Annotated in this window: 19 protein-coding genes; 9 read left to right on the top strand and 10 right to left on the bottom strand. The window is 43.7% G+C overall.

Annotated elements, in window-relative coordinates; all coding sequences use genetic code 11:
• The first annotated feature begins 2 nt into the window (after window positions 1–2).
• From V6E90_RS09440 to V6E90_RS09430, 3 genes are all read left to right on the top strand, one after another.
• On the top strand, window positions 3–671 hold the full coding sequence (locus V6E90_RS09440; RefSeq protein ID WP_081408988.1) for a 3'-5' exonuclease: 669 nt from the start codon (window positions 3–5) through the stop codon (window positions 669–671).
• A gap of 66 nt (window positions 672–737) precedes the next feature.
• Window positions 738–1,469 (top strand): 1-(5-phosphoribosyl)-5-[(5-phosphoribosylamino)methylideneamino]imidazole-4-carboxamide isomerase, encoded by a 732-nt coding sequence (gene hisA, locus V6E90_RS09435; protein WP_004803807.1) that lies wholly within the window; start codon window positions 738–740, stop codon window positions 1,467–1,469.
• Window positions 1,470–1,695: 226 nt separating this feature from the next.
• A complete protein-coding gene (locus V6E90_RS09430) occupies window positions 1,696–3,153 on the top strand; it encodes a SulP family inorganic anion transporter (RefSeq protein WP_332605203.1) in 1,458 nt (485 codons plus the stop codon).
• A gap of 65 nt (window positions 3,154–3,218) precedes the next feature.
• Here V6E90_RS09430 and V6E90_RS09425 read toward each other — a convergent pair whose 3' ends face one another.
• Window positions 3,219–3,770: a helix-turn-helix domain-containing protein gene (locus V6E90_RS09425; protein ID WP_332605202.1), complete on the bottom strand. Its 552-nt coding sequence runs from the start codon at window positions 3,768–3,770 to the stop codon at window positions 3,219–3,221.
• A gap of 159 nt (window positions 3,771–3,929) precedes the next feature.
• Between V6E90_RS09425 and V6E90_RS09420 the strand changes: the two genes are divergently transcribed.
• Window positions 3,930–4,772: a DMT family transporter gene (locus V6E90_RS09420; protein ID WP_378319710.1), complete on the top strand. Its 843-nt coding sequence runs from the start codon at window positions 3,930–3,932 to the stop codon at window positions 4,770–4,772.
• Between the two features lie 58 nt (window positions 4,773–4,830).
• Here V6E90_RS09420 and V6E90_RS09415 read toward each other — a convergent pair whose 3' ends face one another.
• Together V6E90_RS09415 and V6E90_RS09410 are read right to left on the bottom strand one after the other, a co-directional pair.
• Window positions 4,831–6,090, bottom strand: coding sequence for a monooxygenase (locus tag V6E90_RS09415; RefSeq protein ID WP_332605201.1), 1,260 nt, complete (start codon window positions 6,088–6,090; stop codon window positions 4,831–4,833).
• 12 nt (window positions 6,091–6,102) lie between these two features.
• On the bottom strand, window positions 6,103–7,353 hold the full coding sequence (locus V6E90_RS09410) for an SfnB family sulfur acquisition oxidoreductase (RefSeq protein WP_016542945.1): 1,251 nt from the start codon (window positions 7,351–7,353) through the stop codon (window positions 6,103–6,105).
• Window positions 7,354–7,709: 356 nt separating this feature from the next.
• Here V6E90_RS09410 and V6E90_RS09405 point away from each other — a divergent pair, with 356 nt between their 5' ends.
• The gene (locus tag V6E90_RS09405; protein ID WP_332605200.1) at window positions 7,710–9,110 is read left to right on the top strand and encodes an LLM class flavin-dependent oxidoreductase; all 1,401 of its coding nucleotides are present in this window, start codon (window positions 7,710–7,712) and stop codon (window positions 9,108–9,110) included.
• A gap of 30 nt (window positions 9,111–9,140) precedes the next feature.
• Here V6E90_RS09405 and V6E90_RS09400 read toward each other — a convergent pair whose 3' ends face one another.
• Genes V6E90_RS09400 through V6E90_RS09390 form a run of 3 tightly spaced genes read right to left on the bottom strand, consistent with a single transcriptional unit; the run spans window position 9,141 to window position 11,146 of the window.
• Entirely contained in the window at window positions 9,141–9,536 is a 396-nt protein-coding gene (locus V6E90_RS09400; protein WP_065343178.1) for a DUF4870 family protein, read from the bottom strand.
• Between the two features lie 32 nt (window positions 9,537–9,568).
• Entirely contained in the window at window positions 9,569–10,186 is a 618-nt protein-coding gene (locus V6E90_RS09395) for a DUF1294 domain-containing protein (RefSeq protein ID WP_016542948.1), read from the bottom strand.
• Window positions 10,187–10,195: 9 nt separating this feature from the next.
• Window positions 10,196–11,146: a homoserine kinase gene (locus V6E90_RS09390; protein WP_332605199.1), complete on the bottom strand. Its 951-nt coding sequence runs from the start codon at window positions 11,144–11,146 to the stop codon at window positions 10,196–10,198.
• Window positions 11,147–11,247: 101 nt separating this feature from the next.
• Here V6E90_RS09390 and hisF point away from each other — a divergent pair, with 101 nt between their 5' ends.
• Together hisF and V6E90_RS09380 are read left to right on the top strand one after the other, a co-directional pair.
• On the top strand, window positions 11,248–12,006 hold the full coding sequence (hisF, locus tag V6E90_RS09385) for an imidazole glycerol phosphate synthase subunit HisF (protein WP_004657307.1): 759 nt from the start codon (window positions 11,248–11,250) through the stop codon (window positions 12,004–12,006).
• A gap of 53 nt (window positions 12,007–12,059) precedes the next feature.
• Window positions 12,060–12,503 carry a hypothetical protein gene (locus V6E90_RS09380; protein ID WP_332605198.1) on the top strand — a complete coding sequence of 148 codons (444 nt, stop codon included), beginning with the start codon at window positions 12,060–12,062 and terminating at the stop codon, window positions 12,501–12,503.
• 241 nt (window positions 12,504–12,744) lie between these two features.
• Here V6E90_RS09380 and V6E90_RS09375 read toward each other — a convergent pair whose 3' ends face one another.
• A complete protein-coding gene (locus V6E90_RS09375) occupies window positions 12,745–13,398 on the bottom strand; it encodes a sterol desaturase family protein (protein ID WP_016542950.1) in 654 nt (217 codons plus the stop codon).
• A 115-nt stretch (window positions 13,399–13,513) separates the two neighbouring features.
• Between V6E90_RS09375 and V6E90_RS09370 the strand changes: the two genes are divergently transcribed.
• Both V6E90_RS09370 and aqpZ read left to right on the top strand, forming a co-directional pair.
• A complete protein-coding gene (locus V6E90_RS09370) occupies window positions 13,514–14,521 on the top strand; it encodes an AraC family transcriptional regulator (protein ID WP_332605197.1) in 1,008 nt (335 codons plus the stop codon).
• A 175-nt stretch (window positions 14,522–14,696) separates the two neighbouring features.
• A complete protein-coding gene (gene aqpZ, locus V6E90_RS09365; protein WP_332605196.1) occupies window positions 14,697–15,386 on the top strand; it encodes an aquaporin Z in 690 nt (229 codons plus the stop codon).
• 46 nt (window positions 15,387–15,432) lie between these two features.
• Here aqpZ and V6E90_RS09360 read toward each other — a convergent pair whose 3' ends face one another.
• From V6E90_RS09360 to V6E90_RS09350, 3 genes are all read right to left on the bottom strand, one after another.
• Complete coding sequence (locus V6E90_RS09360; RefSeq protein WP_016542953.1) at window positions 15,433–15,675, bottom strand: hypothetical protein; 243 nt, start codon at window positions 15,673–15,675, stop codon at window positions 15,433–15,435.
• 68 nt (window positions 15,676–15,743) lie between these two features.
• Window positions 15,744–16,817: a DNA/RNA non-specific endonuclease gene (locus V6E90_RS09355; protein ID WP_032865896.1), complete on the bottom strand. Its 1,074-nt coding sequence runs from the start codon at window positions 16,815–16,817 to the stop codon at window positions 15,744–15,746.
• Between the two features lie 157 nt (window positions 16,818–16,974).
• Window positions 16,975–18,855 (bottom strand): potassium transporter Kup, encoded by a 1,881-nt coding sequence (locus V6E90_RS09350; RefSeq protein ID WP_016542955.1) that lies wholly within the window; start codon window positions 18,853–18,855, stop codon window positions 16,975–16,977.
• Window positions 18,856–18,970: the final 115 nt, after the last annotated feature.

The raw sequence follows: 18,970 nt of genomic DNA, 5'->3' as shown, positions 1-18,970 counted from the left end.
TAATGCAAATGGATACGCCTCAACACACTCCTCCTTTAAGCAAAGAATACATTCGCGCCTTGCCTGCATTTCAGAATCCAAGCACAGATCGTATCTTGGTGATTCAAACACCTGCACAGTGCAAGGCCATTCAAGCGGAACTCGCATCTATTCAAGTTTTTGGTTTCGACACCGAATCTAAACCGACCTTCAAAGTCGGCGAGCAATCGACTGGTCCTCACCTGATCCAGCTGGCAACACCAAACCAAGCTTATCTGTTCCAAATCAGTGCTGAAATTTTAGCCTTCCTCAAACCAATCCTTGAAAATGAACAACAACTCAAAGTTGGCTTTGGATTAAAAAATGATACCCATATCTTCCGTCGCAAAGGTATTCAGTGTAATGCAATGATTGACCTATCCAAGAGCTTTACAAGTTTTGGTTATCGTAGCCAAGTCGGAATTCAAACAGCAATCGCGCTGCTTTTTCAGCGTTATTTTGCCAAAAGTAAAAAAATCAGTACTTCAAACTGGTCTGTTCAACATCTCAGCCCACAACAAATCAATTATGCCGCAGCAGATGCCTATGCCGCACTGCTTTGCTTCGAGCAACTGTATCAGCAACAATTACTCACAACCCAATTATTGCAACAAATCAGCAGAATACTGGAAGGTTCAGCAGACAAGGCTTAGCGATTGACCAATATTTTGCTAAGATGTAGCCAATTTAAACTCTATGATGATGCAAGGAGCGAAAGCATGCTAATCATCCCAGCAATTGACCTGAAAGATGGTAAATGTGTCCGTTTAAAACAAGGACGTATGGAAGACGATACCGTTTTCTCTGAAGACCCTGTGGCAACTGCACAACATTGGGTGGATGAAGGCGCACGTCGTTTACATTTAGTCGATTTAAATGGTGCTTTCGCAGGTACGCCAATTCATAAACCCGTGGTTGAGGCGATTGCGCGCGCACAACCTGAACTTCCAATTCAAATTGGGGGTGGTATTCGTTCACTTGAAACCATCGAGCACTATTTGGAAGCGGGCGTTTCTTTCGTGATTATTGGCACCAAAGCCGTGAAAGAGCCTGAATTTGTTGAAGAAGCATGCAAACGCTTCGCGGGTCATATCATTGTGGGGATTGATGCGATCAATGGCATGGTTGCGACTGATGGTTGGGCCAATGTGACTGATGTAAAAGCGACTGACCTTGCTAAACGTTTTGCTGATGCTGGCGTATCGAGTATTGTGTATACCGATATTGCGCGTGATGGCATGATGCAAGGTGTAAACGTTGAACAAACCGTGAACTTGGCCAACTATTCTGGTCTGCCTGTGATTGCTTCTGGCGGTGTCACCAATTTGGACGATGTACGTAACCTCAAAGACAAAAAAGGGATTTTGGGTGCGATTACAGGTCGTGCTATCTATGAAGGTACTTTAAGTCTTCGTGAAGCACAATTATTGCTAGACCAGCAATCACTCTAATCGTTTCAGGCTCTAGTTATTGTAACAATCGCTAGAGCTTTATCCCCTTGGGTGCTATGCTAGCACCAGTTCAAATAAAGCCCTCTCTGCTCACATGATGCTTACGCCACCTTAAGTTTTACATGCCCTATGTATTAACTCATCACTGTCTAGTGATGTGGTGTAGTCGTGTGTCTGTATATCACATCACTAGCCTTTAAAAATTCCTAAAAAATAGGCTATTTCTATGTTTTCCAATATTCGAGCGCAATGGTTCTCCAATATCCGTGCGGATATTTTGGCTGGACTGGTTGTTGGTTTAGCGCTAATCCCAGAAGCCATCGCCTTCTCTATTATTGCAGGGGTCGATCCCAAAGTCGGTTTATACGCTTCATTCTGTATTGCCGTGGTGATTGCTTTTGTGGGTGGTCGCCCCGCCATGATTTCAGCCGCAACAGGTGCAATGGCCTTGGTCATGGCCAGTTTGGTTAAAGAGCATGGCTTACAATATCTGCTGGCTGCCACCTTGCTCACAGGTGTATTGCAAATTATCGCGGGCTATCTAAAGCTAGCCAAACTGATGCGGTTCGTATCCAAATCTGTGGTGATTGGATTCGTCAATGCTTTGGCGATTTTGATCTTTATGGCGCAACTGCCTGAACTGGTCAATGTCACATGGCAGGTCTATGCATTGGTGTTATTGGGCCTGATCATTATCTATCTATTTCCGCTGATTCCCAAGATTGGAAAATTATTACCCTCTCCTTTGGTCTGTATCATCACAGTGACTTTGCTCGCCATCTACTTCGGCATTGATATTCGTACAGTGGGAGACATGGGTTCATTACCCGATACACTTCCCATCTTCTTAATTCCAGATATTCCCCTTAACTTTGAAACCCTAAAAATCATCTTTCCCTATGCTGTTGCTTTAGCTGCAGTCGGTTTGCTTGAATCCATGATGACCGCAACAATTATTGATGAGATGACGGATACCCCAAGCGATAAATTCCAAGAATGTAAGGGTCAGGGTATCGCCAATATCGCTTCTGGTTTTATGGGTGGCATGGCTGGCTGTGCCATGATTGGACAATCGATGATTAACGTCAAATCAGGTGGCTTGACCCGTTTATCGACCTTCTCGGCAGGGATTTCCCTCCTCATCTTAGTGGTATTTATCAGCGACTGGTTAAAAGTGATACCTATGGCCGCCTTGGTTGCAGTAATGATCATGGTCTCAATCAGTACCTTTGAATGGAAATCCATCCGCAGTTTTAGCAACAATCCGATCAGCAGTAATATCGTAATGCTTGCAACCGTGGTTGTGGTGGTTGCGACTCATAATTTAGCCTTGGGCGTACTCACGGGCGTATTACTGTCGGCTTTATTCCTTGCCAATAAATTAGAGCAAGATATTCGAGTTGAGCGATATTTTGAAAATCAGGCACGCGTTTATGATCTAAAAGGTCAGATTTTCTTTAGCTCTTCAGAAAAATTTATGCAAAGTTTTGATTTCAATGAAGATGTAAAAGAAGTCATTATTGATTTAAGCCATTCGCATATTTGGGATGTCACTTCAGTGGCCATGATCGACAGTGTGGTGCATAAATTCCAGCGTAAAGGCGTGCATGTCATGGTACGAGGTTTGAATGAGGCCAGCTCGATCATGATTGATAAGTATGGAACGCATCAACGCTCAAGCTAAGTTGGCATAAATAGCCACAAATGCTAAACGTGCTTAAGCAATCAAACTTAAGCACGTTTTGAGTATTAATAAATCACGTTTCGGATAAAGCGAACGGTGCTACTTCCTTGATTGAGATAACGATAATTGACAGAACTCTCAAATAAAATCGATTCGCCTGCCTGAAGTACTCGATTTTCCTGTTCAAACGAAAGCGTTAATTCTCCCTCTAAGACATAAATCAATTCTTGCCAGCCTTTTTGATCCGCTTCCGCCTGATACACCTCTCCAACTGCTAAAGTCCAGTTCCATAATTCCACCTGCGCATGCGTAGGTACAGCTGCGAGCAAAGTTGCCCGACTTTCAGGAAACTGCCCTTGCCAAGCCAAGCTATTCACAATTGCAGATTCATTTAAGTCCGTCGCACTGACCAATCTTTTAAAGTCCACGGCCAAAGCTGTTGCAATCGCATCCAACTTGGCCAAACTAATATTGACTTGCCCAGTTTCTAAGGCTGCAATGGTACGGCGACTAACGCCAGCTTGATCTGCCAACTCCTGCTGACTCAATTGACGTTCCGTTCGGAAAAGGCGGATATTTTGTCCGACATACTCCAATACCACCTCTGAATGACTCATCGACAATCACAACAAATAAAAATATGAGCAATATATTGCACAATAGTATAAAGCAATGCAATATGTGCAGTATATTGCACTATAACTACCTGGAGCGATGTCTTGACTGCTTTATCGCAATCACCTAAAGCCGCACAATTTGCACTTATTGTGATTACCATGATTTGGGGTGGCACCTTTTTAGCCGTGCAATATGCACTGAACTTTAGTACGCCAATGTTTTTCGTGGGTTGTCGTTTTGCTGTTGCGACCTTGGCGATTTTCTTGATTTCAATGAAATCGATGCGTGGGCTAACCTTCAAAGAGACCATGGCAGGCACAGCGATAGGCGTTCTGATTGCCATTGGTTATGGCACGCAAACCATTGGACTCCAAACGATTCTGAGCAGTGAATCTGCTTTTCTAACCGCGCTTTATGTCCCTCTCGTCCCCATTTTGATGTGGGTGATCTTCCAAAAAAGACCATCTTTGATGACATGGGTCGGCACAGCGTTGGCCTTTATAGGATTGATCTTTTTAACGGGTAATGGTTTTTCAAATATTAGCTTCAGTTATGGCCAAGTACTTACCTTGATCTGTGCTTTTGCTGTTGCTTTAGAAATTATCCTGATTGGTTATTTTGCTGGAAAAGTTAATTTGAGACGGGTCACCGTGATTCAATTGGCGGTCGCATCATTACTCTCTTTTGCCAGTATGCCCATGGTTGGCGAACACAGCATTCCCAATTTCTCATGGGGCTTGTTGATTATTGCTGTGGCTTTAGGTCTGGCCAGCGCTTTGATTCAGTTTGTGATGAACTGGGCACAACGCATGGTGGACCCAACCCGTGCTGCGATTATATATGCTGGTGAACCAGTATGGGCGGGTGTAATCGGTCGTATTGCAGGAGAACGCTTAACTTTATTGGCCTTATTGGGTGGCTTATTGGTTGTGCTTGGTATTCTCGTTAGCGAACTAAAATTTAAATTTTTTGCGAAGAAACAACTGCCAGAAAATAAATAAATATAGGAACGTGCACAACTGGTTTTATAGAAAGCAAAACTGTTGTGCACTGGGCCTCCTAAGCTGGGATTTGTTTTTGCTCCACAGCAACAGGGCTCTTGCCAATCTGCCAGACATAAGGCAATGGCGCCTGATTCACTTCCCAATCACCAATCACTTTCTGTTTATAGACTAATGGATTGTGTGAGGCGACCACACGGGCATTGCGCCAAAAACGGTCTAATTGCTTGTCAGTACTACTGGCCGATGCCCCCAAGGCATTAAACAACTCGGTACTCAAATTCAAGACCAACTCCGCAATCACCACTTGCCCCTGTGCTGATACTAATTCAGCACGCTCATTAGCCTCCAGTTCAGCCTGTTCATCATTCTGAAAATGTTGTAAATACGCAGCATCTAGGGCTTCAGCAGTACCCAGTGCAATCGTTTGCGCCGCATAAGCCTGTGCAGACGCTTTGCCAATCACTTGTAGGATTTGAGCATCGTCACGTACCAGACTGGCATTGCCATGACTATAAATCCGTGTCCGCTGACGTACCTCTTGAGTAAACGTCTCTACAGCACTTTGTGCAATACCTGCCAAAGTCGCCAGATGCACCACCTGATAAAAGGCAGTTTGGTATTTAAATCGGTGTTCAAAAACCAAAATATGATCTCGAGCAATCTCCACATTACTTAAGCTCAGTGTGCCGCTGCCCGTGGTTTTTTGCCCAAAGCCATCCCAATCATCCACAACATCAATGCCTTCTGCTTGCGTGGACACCGCAGCAATCACATGCTGATTGGTAGTTTCATCCAAAGCGAAGAGATCAATCCAGTCAGCGAATATCGTACCTGTGGAATAATACTTCTGACCATTCACACGGAGTTTTCCATCTGGTGCTGCCGTGACACGGGTCGCCACATCACCGATTTCAACTTGACCAATTTCCGTCCATGCATTCCCCACAATCTCTCCACGGACAAAGCGTTCGAACCATAAGGTCTGAGGTTCCGTTTTTTGGGCATTTAAACGGTCTTCGACAAAAGCAAAATGCCCCCGTAAGGCCTGAACTACATTGGAATCTGCCTGAGCAAGCTCAATCAACAACTGAAACAATTGCTTTTGTGAAACACCATCACCGCCAAAAGCGACTGGCACTCGTACCGCACCAAAGCCTGCCTGTTTTAACCATTGAATCGGTTCATAGGGCAATGCTCGGTTTTTTTCCCGTGCTAAAGCACCTTCTGCAATGCGTTGGAAAATCGGACGGAACTTCGCCGCCACCTGTTCATAATGTGCACCCAAGGCAAGATTTTGATTGCTTTGACTGGTCATAATAGCGCCCTCTTAACTCCACGCATGACGTGGCAGTGCCACACCATTCAGATAATAATTACCCACCAGATTGAACTTCCAACGTACGGGATCATGTAGGGTATGGGTTCGTGCATTACGCCAATGCCGATCCAGATTCAACTCCGATAGGGTTGAACGGGTACCAGACAACTCAAATAATTTATTGGCCGCCAACAATGCAATTTCCGTGGTCAGCACTTTCGATTCAGCCGTGAGTAAGGTCGCCTCAGCGACAGTGTCTTCAGTCGGATTGGCCAAAGCACGATCAATCGCCTCACCTGCCAAAGCTAAAACCGCCTCGGCTGCACGCTGTTTAATTTTCAGTTCGCCAATATTACTGATGGTATAGGGGTCTTGGCTGGCAAACTCCAAACCGGAGTCAATCCAAGGACGGGCATGCTCACGCACATAACGGATAGTTTCCTCAATGGCCCCACGTGCAATCCCTGCATCAACAGCGGATTGAATAATTTGTGAAATTGCACCTGCTGCGGTAGGTCGTTCAAACGCCTGATGAATCGGAACAACGTATTTCAAATCGACTCGGACCTGATCGAGCTGTACGCTGCCACTGGCTGTAGTGCGCTGACCAAAACTGCTCCAGTCATTTACAATGGTCAAACCTGGGCTATGTTGTGGTACCAGTGCGGCAAATACTTTGCCATCGTCACTCACAGCAACCACAGGAATCCAATGTGCCAATAATGCGCCTGTGGCAAAAAATTTCTGACCACTAATCACCGCATAATCATCATGAAATTCAATTTTGGTGGTCAAGTCCGCGACGGTTTTCGAGTTTTTTTCAGAGAATGCATTGCCTAAACGCTTGCCTTGCAGCACTTGATCGAAGAAGAACTGCTGCTGTTCAAGTGAAGCATCTAAGCGGATATGTTCTAGAAAGGCCCAATGATTTTGGGCAATTTGCCCTAAAGATGAATCTGCACTGGAAATGATGGTCACCACCTCAGCTAGAGTTTTATAACTCACCCCTGCACCCCCGAACTGTTTCGGAATATTAATTCCCCACAGACCCGAGGCAGAATATTGCTGAATTTCTTGCAAGGGTAACTTGCGCTCATGATCACGCTTTGCTGCCTCTTTGGCAAAAGCAGCCGCTACGCGATGCGCCACAGCAATGGCTTCTTGATCTGAAGCAATCACATGTGCTGGTGCATTATTCAGATAAAAATCTTGTGGAATACTCTGTGCATCTTCCAGTTTTATTTCTATTTTTGAGGTCATTATAAATACTCATTTTCTCAACTCCAAAATAAACTAGCATTATTTTTATTGCCTATTTATAAGTTAAATATAGAAACTAATCGTTTTATTTTAAATAACCTAAAAATCATCATTTAATAACCAAAAAAACATTTAAATTCAAAAGCAACTCTCCGAAAAAGCAACACCACACCTCAATACACCGCACTCAATTAAAAATTAAATAATATTTTGAATTCAATCAAAAATAACCATTCAAACCACAGTCCAAAACCCCGTTAAATACATTTGTGATAAAGATTTATTTTTTTATGATTAATCAATACGAGCATTATTCATTAATATCAACAAAAACGATTGATATACGATAGAGCGATATGACCAAGAAAATTAGATTTAATGCCTTTGAAATGAACTGTATTGCGCATCAATCGCCAGGCTTATGGCGTCATCCACTAGATCGCTCGACTGAATATAAAGACCTAGAATATTGGACCGATTTAGCCAAGATTTTAGAGCGTGGCAAGTTTGATGGGGTATTTATTGCCGATGTTTTAGGCATTTATGATGTTTACCATCAATCCGCAGAACATGCGCTCACAGGTGCTGTGCAAGTTCCCGTCAACGATCCCTTGCAAATCGTACCAGCTATGGCGGCAGTGACCCAACATCTAGGTTTCGGTCTCACTACCTCGATTTCTTTTGAACACCCTTATCCCTTTGCGCGGCGTATGAGTACTTTGGATCACTTGACCAAAGGCCGTATCGGTTGGAATATTGTCACCTCCTATCTTGAAAGTGGCTCAAAAAACTTAGGTCTTAAAACTCAAGTCAGCCATGATCAACGTTATGACATCGCCGATGAATATCTCGAAGTGCTTTACAAACTCTGGGAAGGTTCTTGGGAACAAGATGCCGTGTTACGTGATAAAGAACGAGGGATTTTTGCAGACCATCGCAAAGTCCATCCGATCAATCATCAAGGTCAATATTTCAGTGTTCCGGGTATTCATATTTGTGAACCGTCACCACAACGTACCCCCGTACTCTATCAAGCAGGTGCATCCAGTCGCGGACAATTATTTGCCAGCCAAAATGCAGAATGTGTGTTTATTTCGGCACCCACCAAGGCTGCAGTGAAAAAGCTGGTCCAAGGTATTCGTTCCAAACTGATTGAACAAGGCAAAGATCCCCATTCGATTTTAATCTACACCATGCTGTCCATCGTGGTGGATGAAAGCGATGCCAAGGCCCAAGCAAAATTTAAAGACTATCAAAGCTACGCCAGCTATCACGGCGGCTTAACTTTAGCATCAGGCTGGTCTGGCGTTGATTTTTCACAATTTCATGCCGAAGACAAAGTGGAATATATTCATACCGATGCGATTCAATCCATGCTCGACTCTTATGTCAAAGCAGATCCAAATCGGATCTGGACCATTGAAGAGATTGCGAAATTTACCAGTATTGGCGGCAATGGCCCAATCTTGGTGGGTGCTGCTGCCACTGTGGCTGATCAACTCCAAGCATGGACCGAAGAAACCGATATTGACGGCTTTAACTTGGCCTATATTTTGGCGCATCAGACTTTTGAGGATGTGGTGGAGTATCTGGTGCCTGAGCTACAACAACGCGGTGTCTATGCAACTGAATATACCAAAGGGACATTACGAGAGAAGCTATTTGGCCAAGGCCCTTTGCTGACCGAACCGCACCGCGGGGCAAACTATCGCTATCATTCAGCAGCGAAAATCAACAACACGATAGAACTCGCTTAGGTTCACGACCCAAGCGAGTTCTGATCAATGTTAGTCTTGATACATCGGTTTATTGTCATTTAAAGCAATTAAGCCACGGATGGCGCGATACACGATCCACACCCATGCCCCAAAAATCACCGCAAAGGCAAAGGTGGTTGCAGAAATCGCAACACCTGCAAAGGCCGTCCCGTTATCACCAGTAAAAAACAAGAATGAGAACGGAATAAAGGCAATAATATTCCACGCCAAATACCACCAGAAGGTGCGGATTTGCCAAGTAAAGTGACTTTCAAAAATCGAGCCTTTTACATCACTGCGTTTGACATAGTTGATGATCAAGGCAATGATTGCCAATAGACCACCAGTAAAAATCGCAATGATATAAAGTACATATAACACCAAAGTTAAAGTACGGTTTGGGTCTTGATCAACGGAATAATTCATTTTTATTTATCTCCAGAAACAAAGCTCCCCGATCAATAAAACACATTGAGTGGAGAAATTAACCAACATATCAATAATATATGGAAGACTATGGTACAGAAATAAATCTTACCAAACGGTTGTTTTTGTGTTTTATGTCTCAGTTTTTGCTGGGCAAGCCAACCACCGCACCATCCACCCAAAGCGTCCACAATATGTAAAGTCTGTTCTGGGATGCGTCGATTGCCCAATTGTGCCGCCTCTTTATCTTGCGCGTAAAGCCAATAGCTCAGCACATTCATCAAGCTCACGAACAGAAAAGTGTAAGGTGGCAATAATTTGCTCAAACTTGCAATTACCATGAATACAATATAAATCACAATACCAATCTGCATCGCAGACCAACGTTTCGACGGCTTAGGCTGACTCGGACGAGCACGATGCTCAATCACCTGCGATGCTTTCAAATACGTCGCCTGTTGAGCGCGATAACGACCGCGCTCATCCAGAATCACCACATATTCCAAGGCACAGCCGACCAAGGGTCTTGGCCCGGTGCGAGCAAAGTCTTTAATATGAATAAAAACACGCTCTTTTGTGGTGTCATTGGGTTGGATAAAGCCATAACCCTTATCATCAAACCATTCAACTAAACGACCTTGATCTCGCATGTCTGTTTCCTAAGCTGTGATTCGTTGTAGACGGTCTTGTAACATCATGCGCATTTCCAGCGGATCTTTTTGCAAAATATCATCCCCAGTACGCCCTTGCTCAGCATTTTTCTGCGCCACTTGTAAACGCATACTCCAGAAACGGCACGCCGCCATTGCCAAGAAAATGTTTAAACAAGCCAACTCATCTGCTGTCAGTAGACGAACGCTTTGATATGCTGCAAGAAAGGCATCGGCCTTGGCTTGATCTAAATGCGCTTGAGGATAAGCAGTACAAAAGTCATTGATACTGATCGCAATATCAAACAACCATTCATCTTGATTCAATTCATAAAAATCAAGGATACCTTGCAAGTGATCACCTTCAAACAAGGTGTTATCTCTGAATAAATCTGAATGAATAAAGCCCGTCGGACGATCTGGATGCTGCTGGGTAATTGCCGCAAACTGCTGGAACACCTGTGCCAATAGCGCCTGATCTTGCACATTCATTTCTGGTTTAAGTTGCTCAGCGACATCTGACCAATATTGATGATTACGGTTGAAATCACGTTCTAAAGGAAAGCCTTGTAAGGCTATATGCAATTTTGCCTGTGCTTGGGCAATCGCCTGAATTTGGATAATGCTGGCGTCTTCAGGATGCTCACCCATCAAGCGCGGTGCAATTTGTGCAGGCTTATCGGCAATAGTATGAATGGCCTGCCCACTATGCTTTAAAGGCACTGCCACAGGCACACCTGCCTCACCCAAACAATCTAATACAGGCACCAGCTCACCTGCACCTTCAGCATCCAATTCTTCAAAAACCGTCAAAACATAGTGTTTCTGTGATTGATCCACCAAAAAATAATTGGTGTTTTGAATACCGCCTTGGATTGGAATCAGGTCAATCACCGCTAAACCATAAGGCTCAGCAAAGGCTTGAACTTCTTCTAAACTCAACGGGGTATAAACCGACATGGAAAACCTGCAAAAAATAGCTGTGAAGTTTGATAGAATACCTGTTCCCTCCATGAAGGTGTAGCACCCCTTTCTTTATTGGCGATTTTTTGGAAAATTTTATGCTCGCAAAACGTATTATCCCTTGCTTAGATGTTGATAATGGTCGAGTCGTCAAAGGCGTTCAATTCCTTGATATTCGTGACGCAGGCGACCCTGTTGAAGTGGCGCGTCGTTATAACGAACAAGGTGCCGATGAAATTACCTTTTTAGATATTACTGCTACCCATCATGGACGCGACACCACTTACCGTACTGTAGAACGTATGGCAGAAAGCGTTTTTGTACCCCTAACTGTCGGTGGTGGGGTTCGTAAAGTTGAAGATATTCGTTTATTGTTGAATGCAGGTGCGGACAAAGTCAGTATCAACTCAGCTGCGGTTTTTACCCCTGAGTTTGTCCAAGAAGCCTCACAACGCTTTGGCGCACAATGTATCGTGGTCGCGATTGATGCCAAAAAAACGGGCGAGAACAAGTGGGAAATTTTTACCCACGGCGGTCGTAAGCCAACAGGCATCGATGCGATTGAATGGGCGGTGAAAATGGCCGACTTCGGTGCAGGTGAATTGTTAATTACCAGTATGGATGCCGATGGTACTAAAGCAGGTTATGACATTGCCTTGATGCGTCAAATTAATGATCGCGTCAATATCCCGACCATTGCCTCGGGTGGTGTCGGTAATTTACAACATTTGGCCGATGGTATCTTAAAAGGTGGTGCAGATGCAGTACTGGCTGCTTCTATTTTCCACTTTGGTCAACACACCATTCCAGAGGCAAAACAATATCTTGCCGCACAAGGCATTGAAATGCGTCTCTAAAGCCTGTAACGGGCGTAGCTTTCAGTTACGCCTAAATCGTTAGTTGAAAAAATATGAATGAAACTTTAGTTTGGACTATTATTTTTGTTGTTGCAGGTTTCATTTTCTTTTGGGCAAAAAATCAAAAAAACGCTCTGATTCACATTGTATTCATAGTCGCTCTTGTCCCTTTGATATTTATAAGCTATTTATCTGTACATAAATTCTATTATTATCTCGCAGTCAATTACCCCACTCAGCAGCAGCATTGTGGCATCTTCCATCAGTATCAAACTGTAAAACGTTATTCCAAAACAGGTGACTCGATACAATATTTATATGAGTTTAAGACCGAGCAAGGACAAATATTCATTTTTGCAAACAATCGCTATGTTGCTCAACATTTACCAATCATGGCTCACCTTCAACCGAAGCAAAAAATCTGTTTTCAGTATTCGCCTAATTTTAAAGACAGCGATGAACATTACCTACTCACAGGTTTGAATTTACAAAACTAACAGACAAAAAAATACCTTGCTAAGCAAGGTATGGAAACTGCGTTATACAACGCTAGAGGGTAAGCATCATCTCGTTATTTTGAACAAATTCTGAGCACTTAAAATGCTTGAGCTAAATTAGCGAGAAAATGAGCAAAGATATTGACATTAAAAACCAATTTTATTGACAATTCACGACAAAACCTCAGGCTTGATGTCATGATTTGTCAATAAAAAGCTTACTCCCTAATATCTATTCAGTTTAAGCCACCGATTCTTGTTTTGCTTCTGCCTCGGTTGGCTTTGCAGGCGATGCCACCAATTTGGGTTTCTGCTCGACCCACTTCACCGGGAATACCGCTTCCACCGCTTGAGTCAGTGCTTTAGACAATGCGGCTGGCAATGGAATACCTAAAGGATTGGCTTCTTTGAGATCCGCAGAAGAGACCACTCGGGTACCCATCACATAATCAAACCACGGACGCGTTACACACCAGTTGGCATCTTGGTTCGAATTCATATGGTGATCATAATGCCAAGGAATGGTTCGTTTTGCCCAATCAGGCTCTAAATGTGCACGACGATGCACATAATAATAGTTACCCGCACTATATAGTGCCGCTAAAGACATGCCTTTTGAGATTGGGTAAAACGCCACACTGGCAACGCCAGCCACCACAGCCAATGACATGATTTCGTTGCGGGTACGCCAATGCTCCACGCCCTCAACATAGCAATCATCTGAAAACTCCTGCTTACGTACTTCACGGTGATGTGCCCAATGCGATTCCATGCTTTTTGGTACAGGGCTATAACGTGGCTGACCCGGACGATGTACCCCATGCAAAATGTATTTATGCGCAAACCATTCAAATGCATTGGCAACCGCTAAACCCGCAATAAAACCCTTAATCATGGTTTTCTCCAAATGTTTCCTTATTTTTATTCAAGATATAAATTTTTGTAGGCGAAGTATTGACGATACGATATATTTATATTGACAAAACACGACAAGATCAGAGGTGGACAGGATGTCTCAACTCAAGAACTATACTGGCTCAGTTTTTGGCGGTTTGGGGCATTTATTAAAAGCCTACTGCGAGGCAAAAAACATTGAAATTCCTGAACAATTACAAAAAATTCAAAATCAGGAACGCTTTGATTATGTGATTTGGCGTGACTTACTTGAAGACCTGAATCAACGCCATCCCAAAATTGGTTTAGGCTTAGAAATCGCAGAATATGTACAACCCAAACATTTGGGGATCATTGCCTATCTGGCCCTGTCCTGTGAAAATCTTGGTGAAGCTTTGGCGCGTTATCATGATTTTCATCGCTTAATTTATGATGGCAGCCCGCTGGTGGTCGAATTTAGTCAACCTTATGGCTCTATCCGCTGGGAAGCACCTGAACCACATCCGACCCAATTGACCGATGAAATCGCGATTGCCTTGATGGTGCAGTTTCTTAAACTGTTTATGTCGGGTGACACCATTCATCTGCATGAAGTGCATTTCGTCAATGCTGCACCTAAAAATATCAGCATTTATGAGCAGTATTTCCATTGTAAAGTCCGTTTTGAACAGCCCAAAACCCAACTCCTGATCCCTGTCAGCGAAGCCTTTAAGCCGCTCAAAACAGGAGATCACACCTTACAGCAATTACTGTTACAGCAAGCCCACGCCTTGCTAGATCAATTACCCAATTCGACCCAACTCGATCAACGGCTACAACATGCCATTTTGACTGGACTACAAAAGAACCAATATCAGATCGATTTTATCGCCGAGAAACTGGGTCTTTCCGTGCGTCAATTACAGCGCCATTTACAACAACAAGACACCACGTTTCAAGAACGGGTACAGCAGGTTCGTTTTATGCTGGCGACCGAATATTTAAAAGACCCTCATCTGAGTTTGCAAGAAATTGCGCTACTGCTCTGTTATTCTGAGCAAAGTGCTTTTCAACGGGCTTTTAAGATTTGGACGGGGCAAACCCCGCAACAGTGGCGAAACAACAACATAACTTACAATTCGTAATAAAAACACTCATGAACTAACGGTTTCGCAACTGATCGATTTTTTTACTCGTTTTATATAAGAGCCTATATACCTATGTGAATTGGTTCACAATTTTTTCACGAGGGTTAAACATATCCATAATAAATTTTGGATGCTTGTTTTTTTATTTTTTATAACTGATGTGGTGATAACAATGAACAAATATTTAGCAGAATTTCTCGGGACCTTTTGGCTTGTTTTTGGTGGTTGTGGTAGTGCTGTGCTTGCAGCTGCATACCCAGAACTTGGCATTGGTTTTTTAGGCGTTGCACTTGCGTTTGGTTTAACCGTATTAACTGGCGCTTATGCGTTTGGTCATATTTCGGGTGGTCACTTTAACCCTGCTGTCAGTGTCGGTTTATGGGTCGGTGGACGTTTTGATTCAAAAGACTTAGTTCCTTATATCGTGTCTCAAGTGATTGGTGGTGCGCTTGCAGCATTCGTGCTGTACATCATTGTACAAGGTCAAGCTGGCTTTGCTGGTACAGGTGGATTCGCAAGCAATGGTTATGGCGAACTTTCTCCAAACCATTTCTCGGTTGCGTCAGCATTCTTAATTGAGGTTGTTTTAACTGCATTCTTCTTGATCGTGATCATGGGGGCTACTGATCGTCGTGCGCCTGCAGGCTTTGCACCAATCGCAATTGGTTTAGCTCTCACATTGATTCACTTGATCAGTATTCCAGTCACCAATACCTCAGTAAACCCTGCTCGTAGTACTGCGGTTGCGTTATTTGCGGAAACAGCAGCAATCAGCCAACTTTGGTTATTCTGGGTTGCGCCAATCATCGGTGCCATCATTGGTGCAGTGATCTATAAAGTGGTGGGTAGCGAGAAAAACTAAAGCTCACCTTGCATAAAAAAACAGCCTGCAACGGCTGTTTTTTTACTTATAGGAATGGATTTTCAATATCCTGCTCAGGTTTTCGTTCAATCTGCTCAGGCAAATCACCCTTCTCCAATGCCGCAACCACATCATTGATAAAGCTTTGCAATGCCTTTGCGGTTTTAAGGCCTGATTGATCTTTGGTAATCTGCAAATTGCCATATAAACTCACGCAATCGACCTGATTTTCCAAGGTCAGATCATAAATTGCTGAAGACTCATCACCCTGTTCAAAAGGCTTAAACATCGTTTCCCTCTCATTGTTGTTATCTATACCACAACATGGGCCAAGCAGACTGACTTTGCAAGCCGTACTTATCGCAAGATTTGTAAGAAATACTGCACCAAAGCATTCACCAATTGATTGATCAAGGCTTGCTTGGTCTCTTCATCAATTTGCGGGAATTTACTTTCAGTGGCATTGGTCGGTTGTGAACTAAACTCACGTTGCTGAGCTTGAATCGCATCGGTTTTAGCATCTTCAGCACATTGACTCTGACCATCCCAATGCAAATAGCTAATGTCTTTATTCGGCTTCACTTGCTGCGCAGAAACAGGCAGCTGATAGACGTTACGTTTCTGCTGCTCGGTCAACTGTGGAAATAAATTAATGCCCAGTTTCTCTTCCAAATAGCAAACACTGACCACTTTGACCTGCTGAGAATTATTATTCGGTGCATAATACGCCCCTATAATCCCTTGCTTGGGTAAATACACCGCTTTATAAACCGCAGTCGGGACAATCACGCCACTGCCAATGGTTTTCAGGCGTTTACCTTCAAATACGGGACCTGTCAGCACATAGGCGTCTTTATGCTGTTTGGTCACCATCGAGCGTACCGCTTCTTCTAATTTACGCCACACTTCCTGATTATTCTTCGGCGCTTGTGGCACCATATTGGCCAGTGAGAAGCTGTCATACTGTGCCGCCGTATTATTCATATCACCATTCGGTGCCATATGACCACGGTCATAGCCAGAACCACGATAGTCTGACAATAAAGCACGATGAGCGGGCTTTACTCGTGTTTCCTCGTGGAAATTATCTTCCCGTTTAATTTTGACGCTTAAGCGTTCTGGGGTCAGATATTCTGCTGTCCATAATGGGGTCTTGGAAATACCTGAATACATCACATTAAAATCATTAAAACACAGTGCATAACTGTCTTTTTTCAGACTGTCTTTGCTGAGTAAAGGCGGAACATCACGATAAAACTGTTTTAAACATCCCGTATTACTCGATTGAAATGGGATGAACTTGGAAATTTTTTCACTGCCAAATGCGATCGCAAAACTCCCTGTTGCGACCAGTGCCAACATCATTTTTCCAACATTTTGGCTCAAAAAAGCAAATGGGCTTTTACTCTTTCGGGTTGGTTTCTTTGCCATAACTACATCAAAATCAATATGAACGCGCAGCTTAGCAACTCAAAAGCCCTGTGTATATTGAGTTTCAGCCCAGAGCGACATTTTATGTCGCAAATCTGTACACTCAGGCAACAGACAATAAAAAAGGCACTCGAAAGTGCCTTTTTCTATTGTGTTATTAAATTTCGATCTGACTGCCCAACTCCACCACACGGTTGGTTGGAATCTGATAGAAGTCACTAACAGGACTGGTATTGCGCTGCATCGAGATAAATAACTTTTCACGCCACGGCGACATGCCATCCCCCACGGTATGTACAATACGATCACGTGAAATAAAGAAGCTCATTTGCATCATATCGAATTCAAAACCAAGCTCCTTATAAGCTTGTTCTAATGCATTCGGTACATTCGGCTGATCTTTAAAGCCATAATAAATATAGATACGATAAAAATGCTCATCCAGTTTTTCAACTTTTAAGCGATCTTCATCTGCCACATAGGGAATATCTTGGGTATAGACCGTGACCATGACATTACGCTCATGCAGCACTTTATTGTGCTTGATGTTGTGTAACATCGCATGCGGCACAATGTTTGGGGTCCCTGTTAAGAAAATCGCTTCACCTGGCACAAAATGGGTTTCTTTGCTCATGCCAATGCTCTTGATAAACAGTTCAATTGGCAAGGCATTGGTTTCCATACGGGTATAGACGATTTCGCGACCACGTTTCCACGTCATTAAAATGGTATACACCACCACACCAATCAAGATCGGCACCCAACCGCCCGACAAGATTTTTAATGAGGTTGAACCAACAAAAATTAAGTCAATGATCAGGAACGGTACCGCAAATAAAGCCACTTTCCACAATGGCCAACGCCATACGCCATACGCCAAAGTCGAAATTAGAATGGTTCCGCAGAGCATGGTCATGGTCACCGCAACACCATAAGCACTGGCCAACTCGGCACTGCTTTCAAACAGTAGAATCAGGATCACCACCGAGATAAACAACACCCAGTTAATGAATGGCAAATAGATCTGCCCTTGTTCCACATCCGAGGTATGGTGCACGGTTAAGCGTGGTAAATAACGTAATTGAATGGCTTGATTGGCCATCGAAAATACGCCTGTGATCACCGCTTGAGATGCAATCACGGCCGCTGCCGTCGCCAAGCCAATCATCGGGAATAAAGCCCAATCAGGAACCAGCAAATAGAACGGGTTTTCAATAGCTTTAGCATCACGTAATAGTAATGCGCCTTGTCCTGCATAGTTTAAAAGTAAGCATGGCAGGACCACCAAGAACCACGCCAATTTAATCGGCAAGCGTCCAAAATGTCCCATATCGGCATACAGCGCCTCACCGCCAGTCATGGTCAGAATCACGGCACCCATGGTGATAAAGGCAACTGTCGGTTGATCAAAGACAAAATGGAATGCCCAATACGGATTGACCATCATCAAGACATACGGGGTCTGGATAATGCTCCACAGTCCAATCAGACCAATGGATGCAAACCATAACAGTGTAATTGGGCCAAAGAATTTCCCCATGGTGGCAGTACCATGTCGTTGCACCATGAATAATGCGGTGAGGATACCCAAAGCAATCGGAACCAGCCAGCGATCTAAAGCAGGTGTCACCAGACTCAAACCTTCAATCGCAGATAGGACTGAAATTGCTGGGGTAATGATCCCGTCACCAAAGAACAGTGATGCGCCGATAAAGCCCAATGCAATCAGAAAGATTTTATTTTTATTGCTAAAAACGGAGGAGCGCAGATTCAGTGCGAGCAGTGACATGATCCCGCCTTCGCCATTGTTGTCCGCACGCATGATCATTGAAACATACTTAAAACTGATGGTCAGGTTCATACACCAGAAGATCAGAGAAAGAATACCAAGAATACTCGCTTCACTGATATCAACATGTCCTGTGACAAAGCATTGCCGTATTGCATAGAGCGGACTGGTCCCAATGTCTCCAAATACCACCCCTAATGCTGCCAGCGTCACCGCGGGCAATGCGGCTTTTTTTGCAGTACTTTGCATATGATGTTGTCTTCAAAATAGAACGTTATATGGCGCAATATTATCATTAGCCAAAAAGTTTTTCTGCAAATCTGTTCGACTACAACTTGGCAGCGTGCATTTTTTTGGGTACTAT

The sequence above is a fragment of the Acinetobacter sp. ESBL14 genome, from assembly GCF_036668815.1.
Taxonomy (GTDB): Bacteria; Pseudomonadota; Gammaproteobacteria; order Pseudomonadales; family Moraxellaceae; genus Acinetobacter; species Acinetobacter gyllenbergii.
Note: the sequence above shows the minus strand (reverse complement) of the source record. Positions and strands in the feature narration are given on the sequence as shown.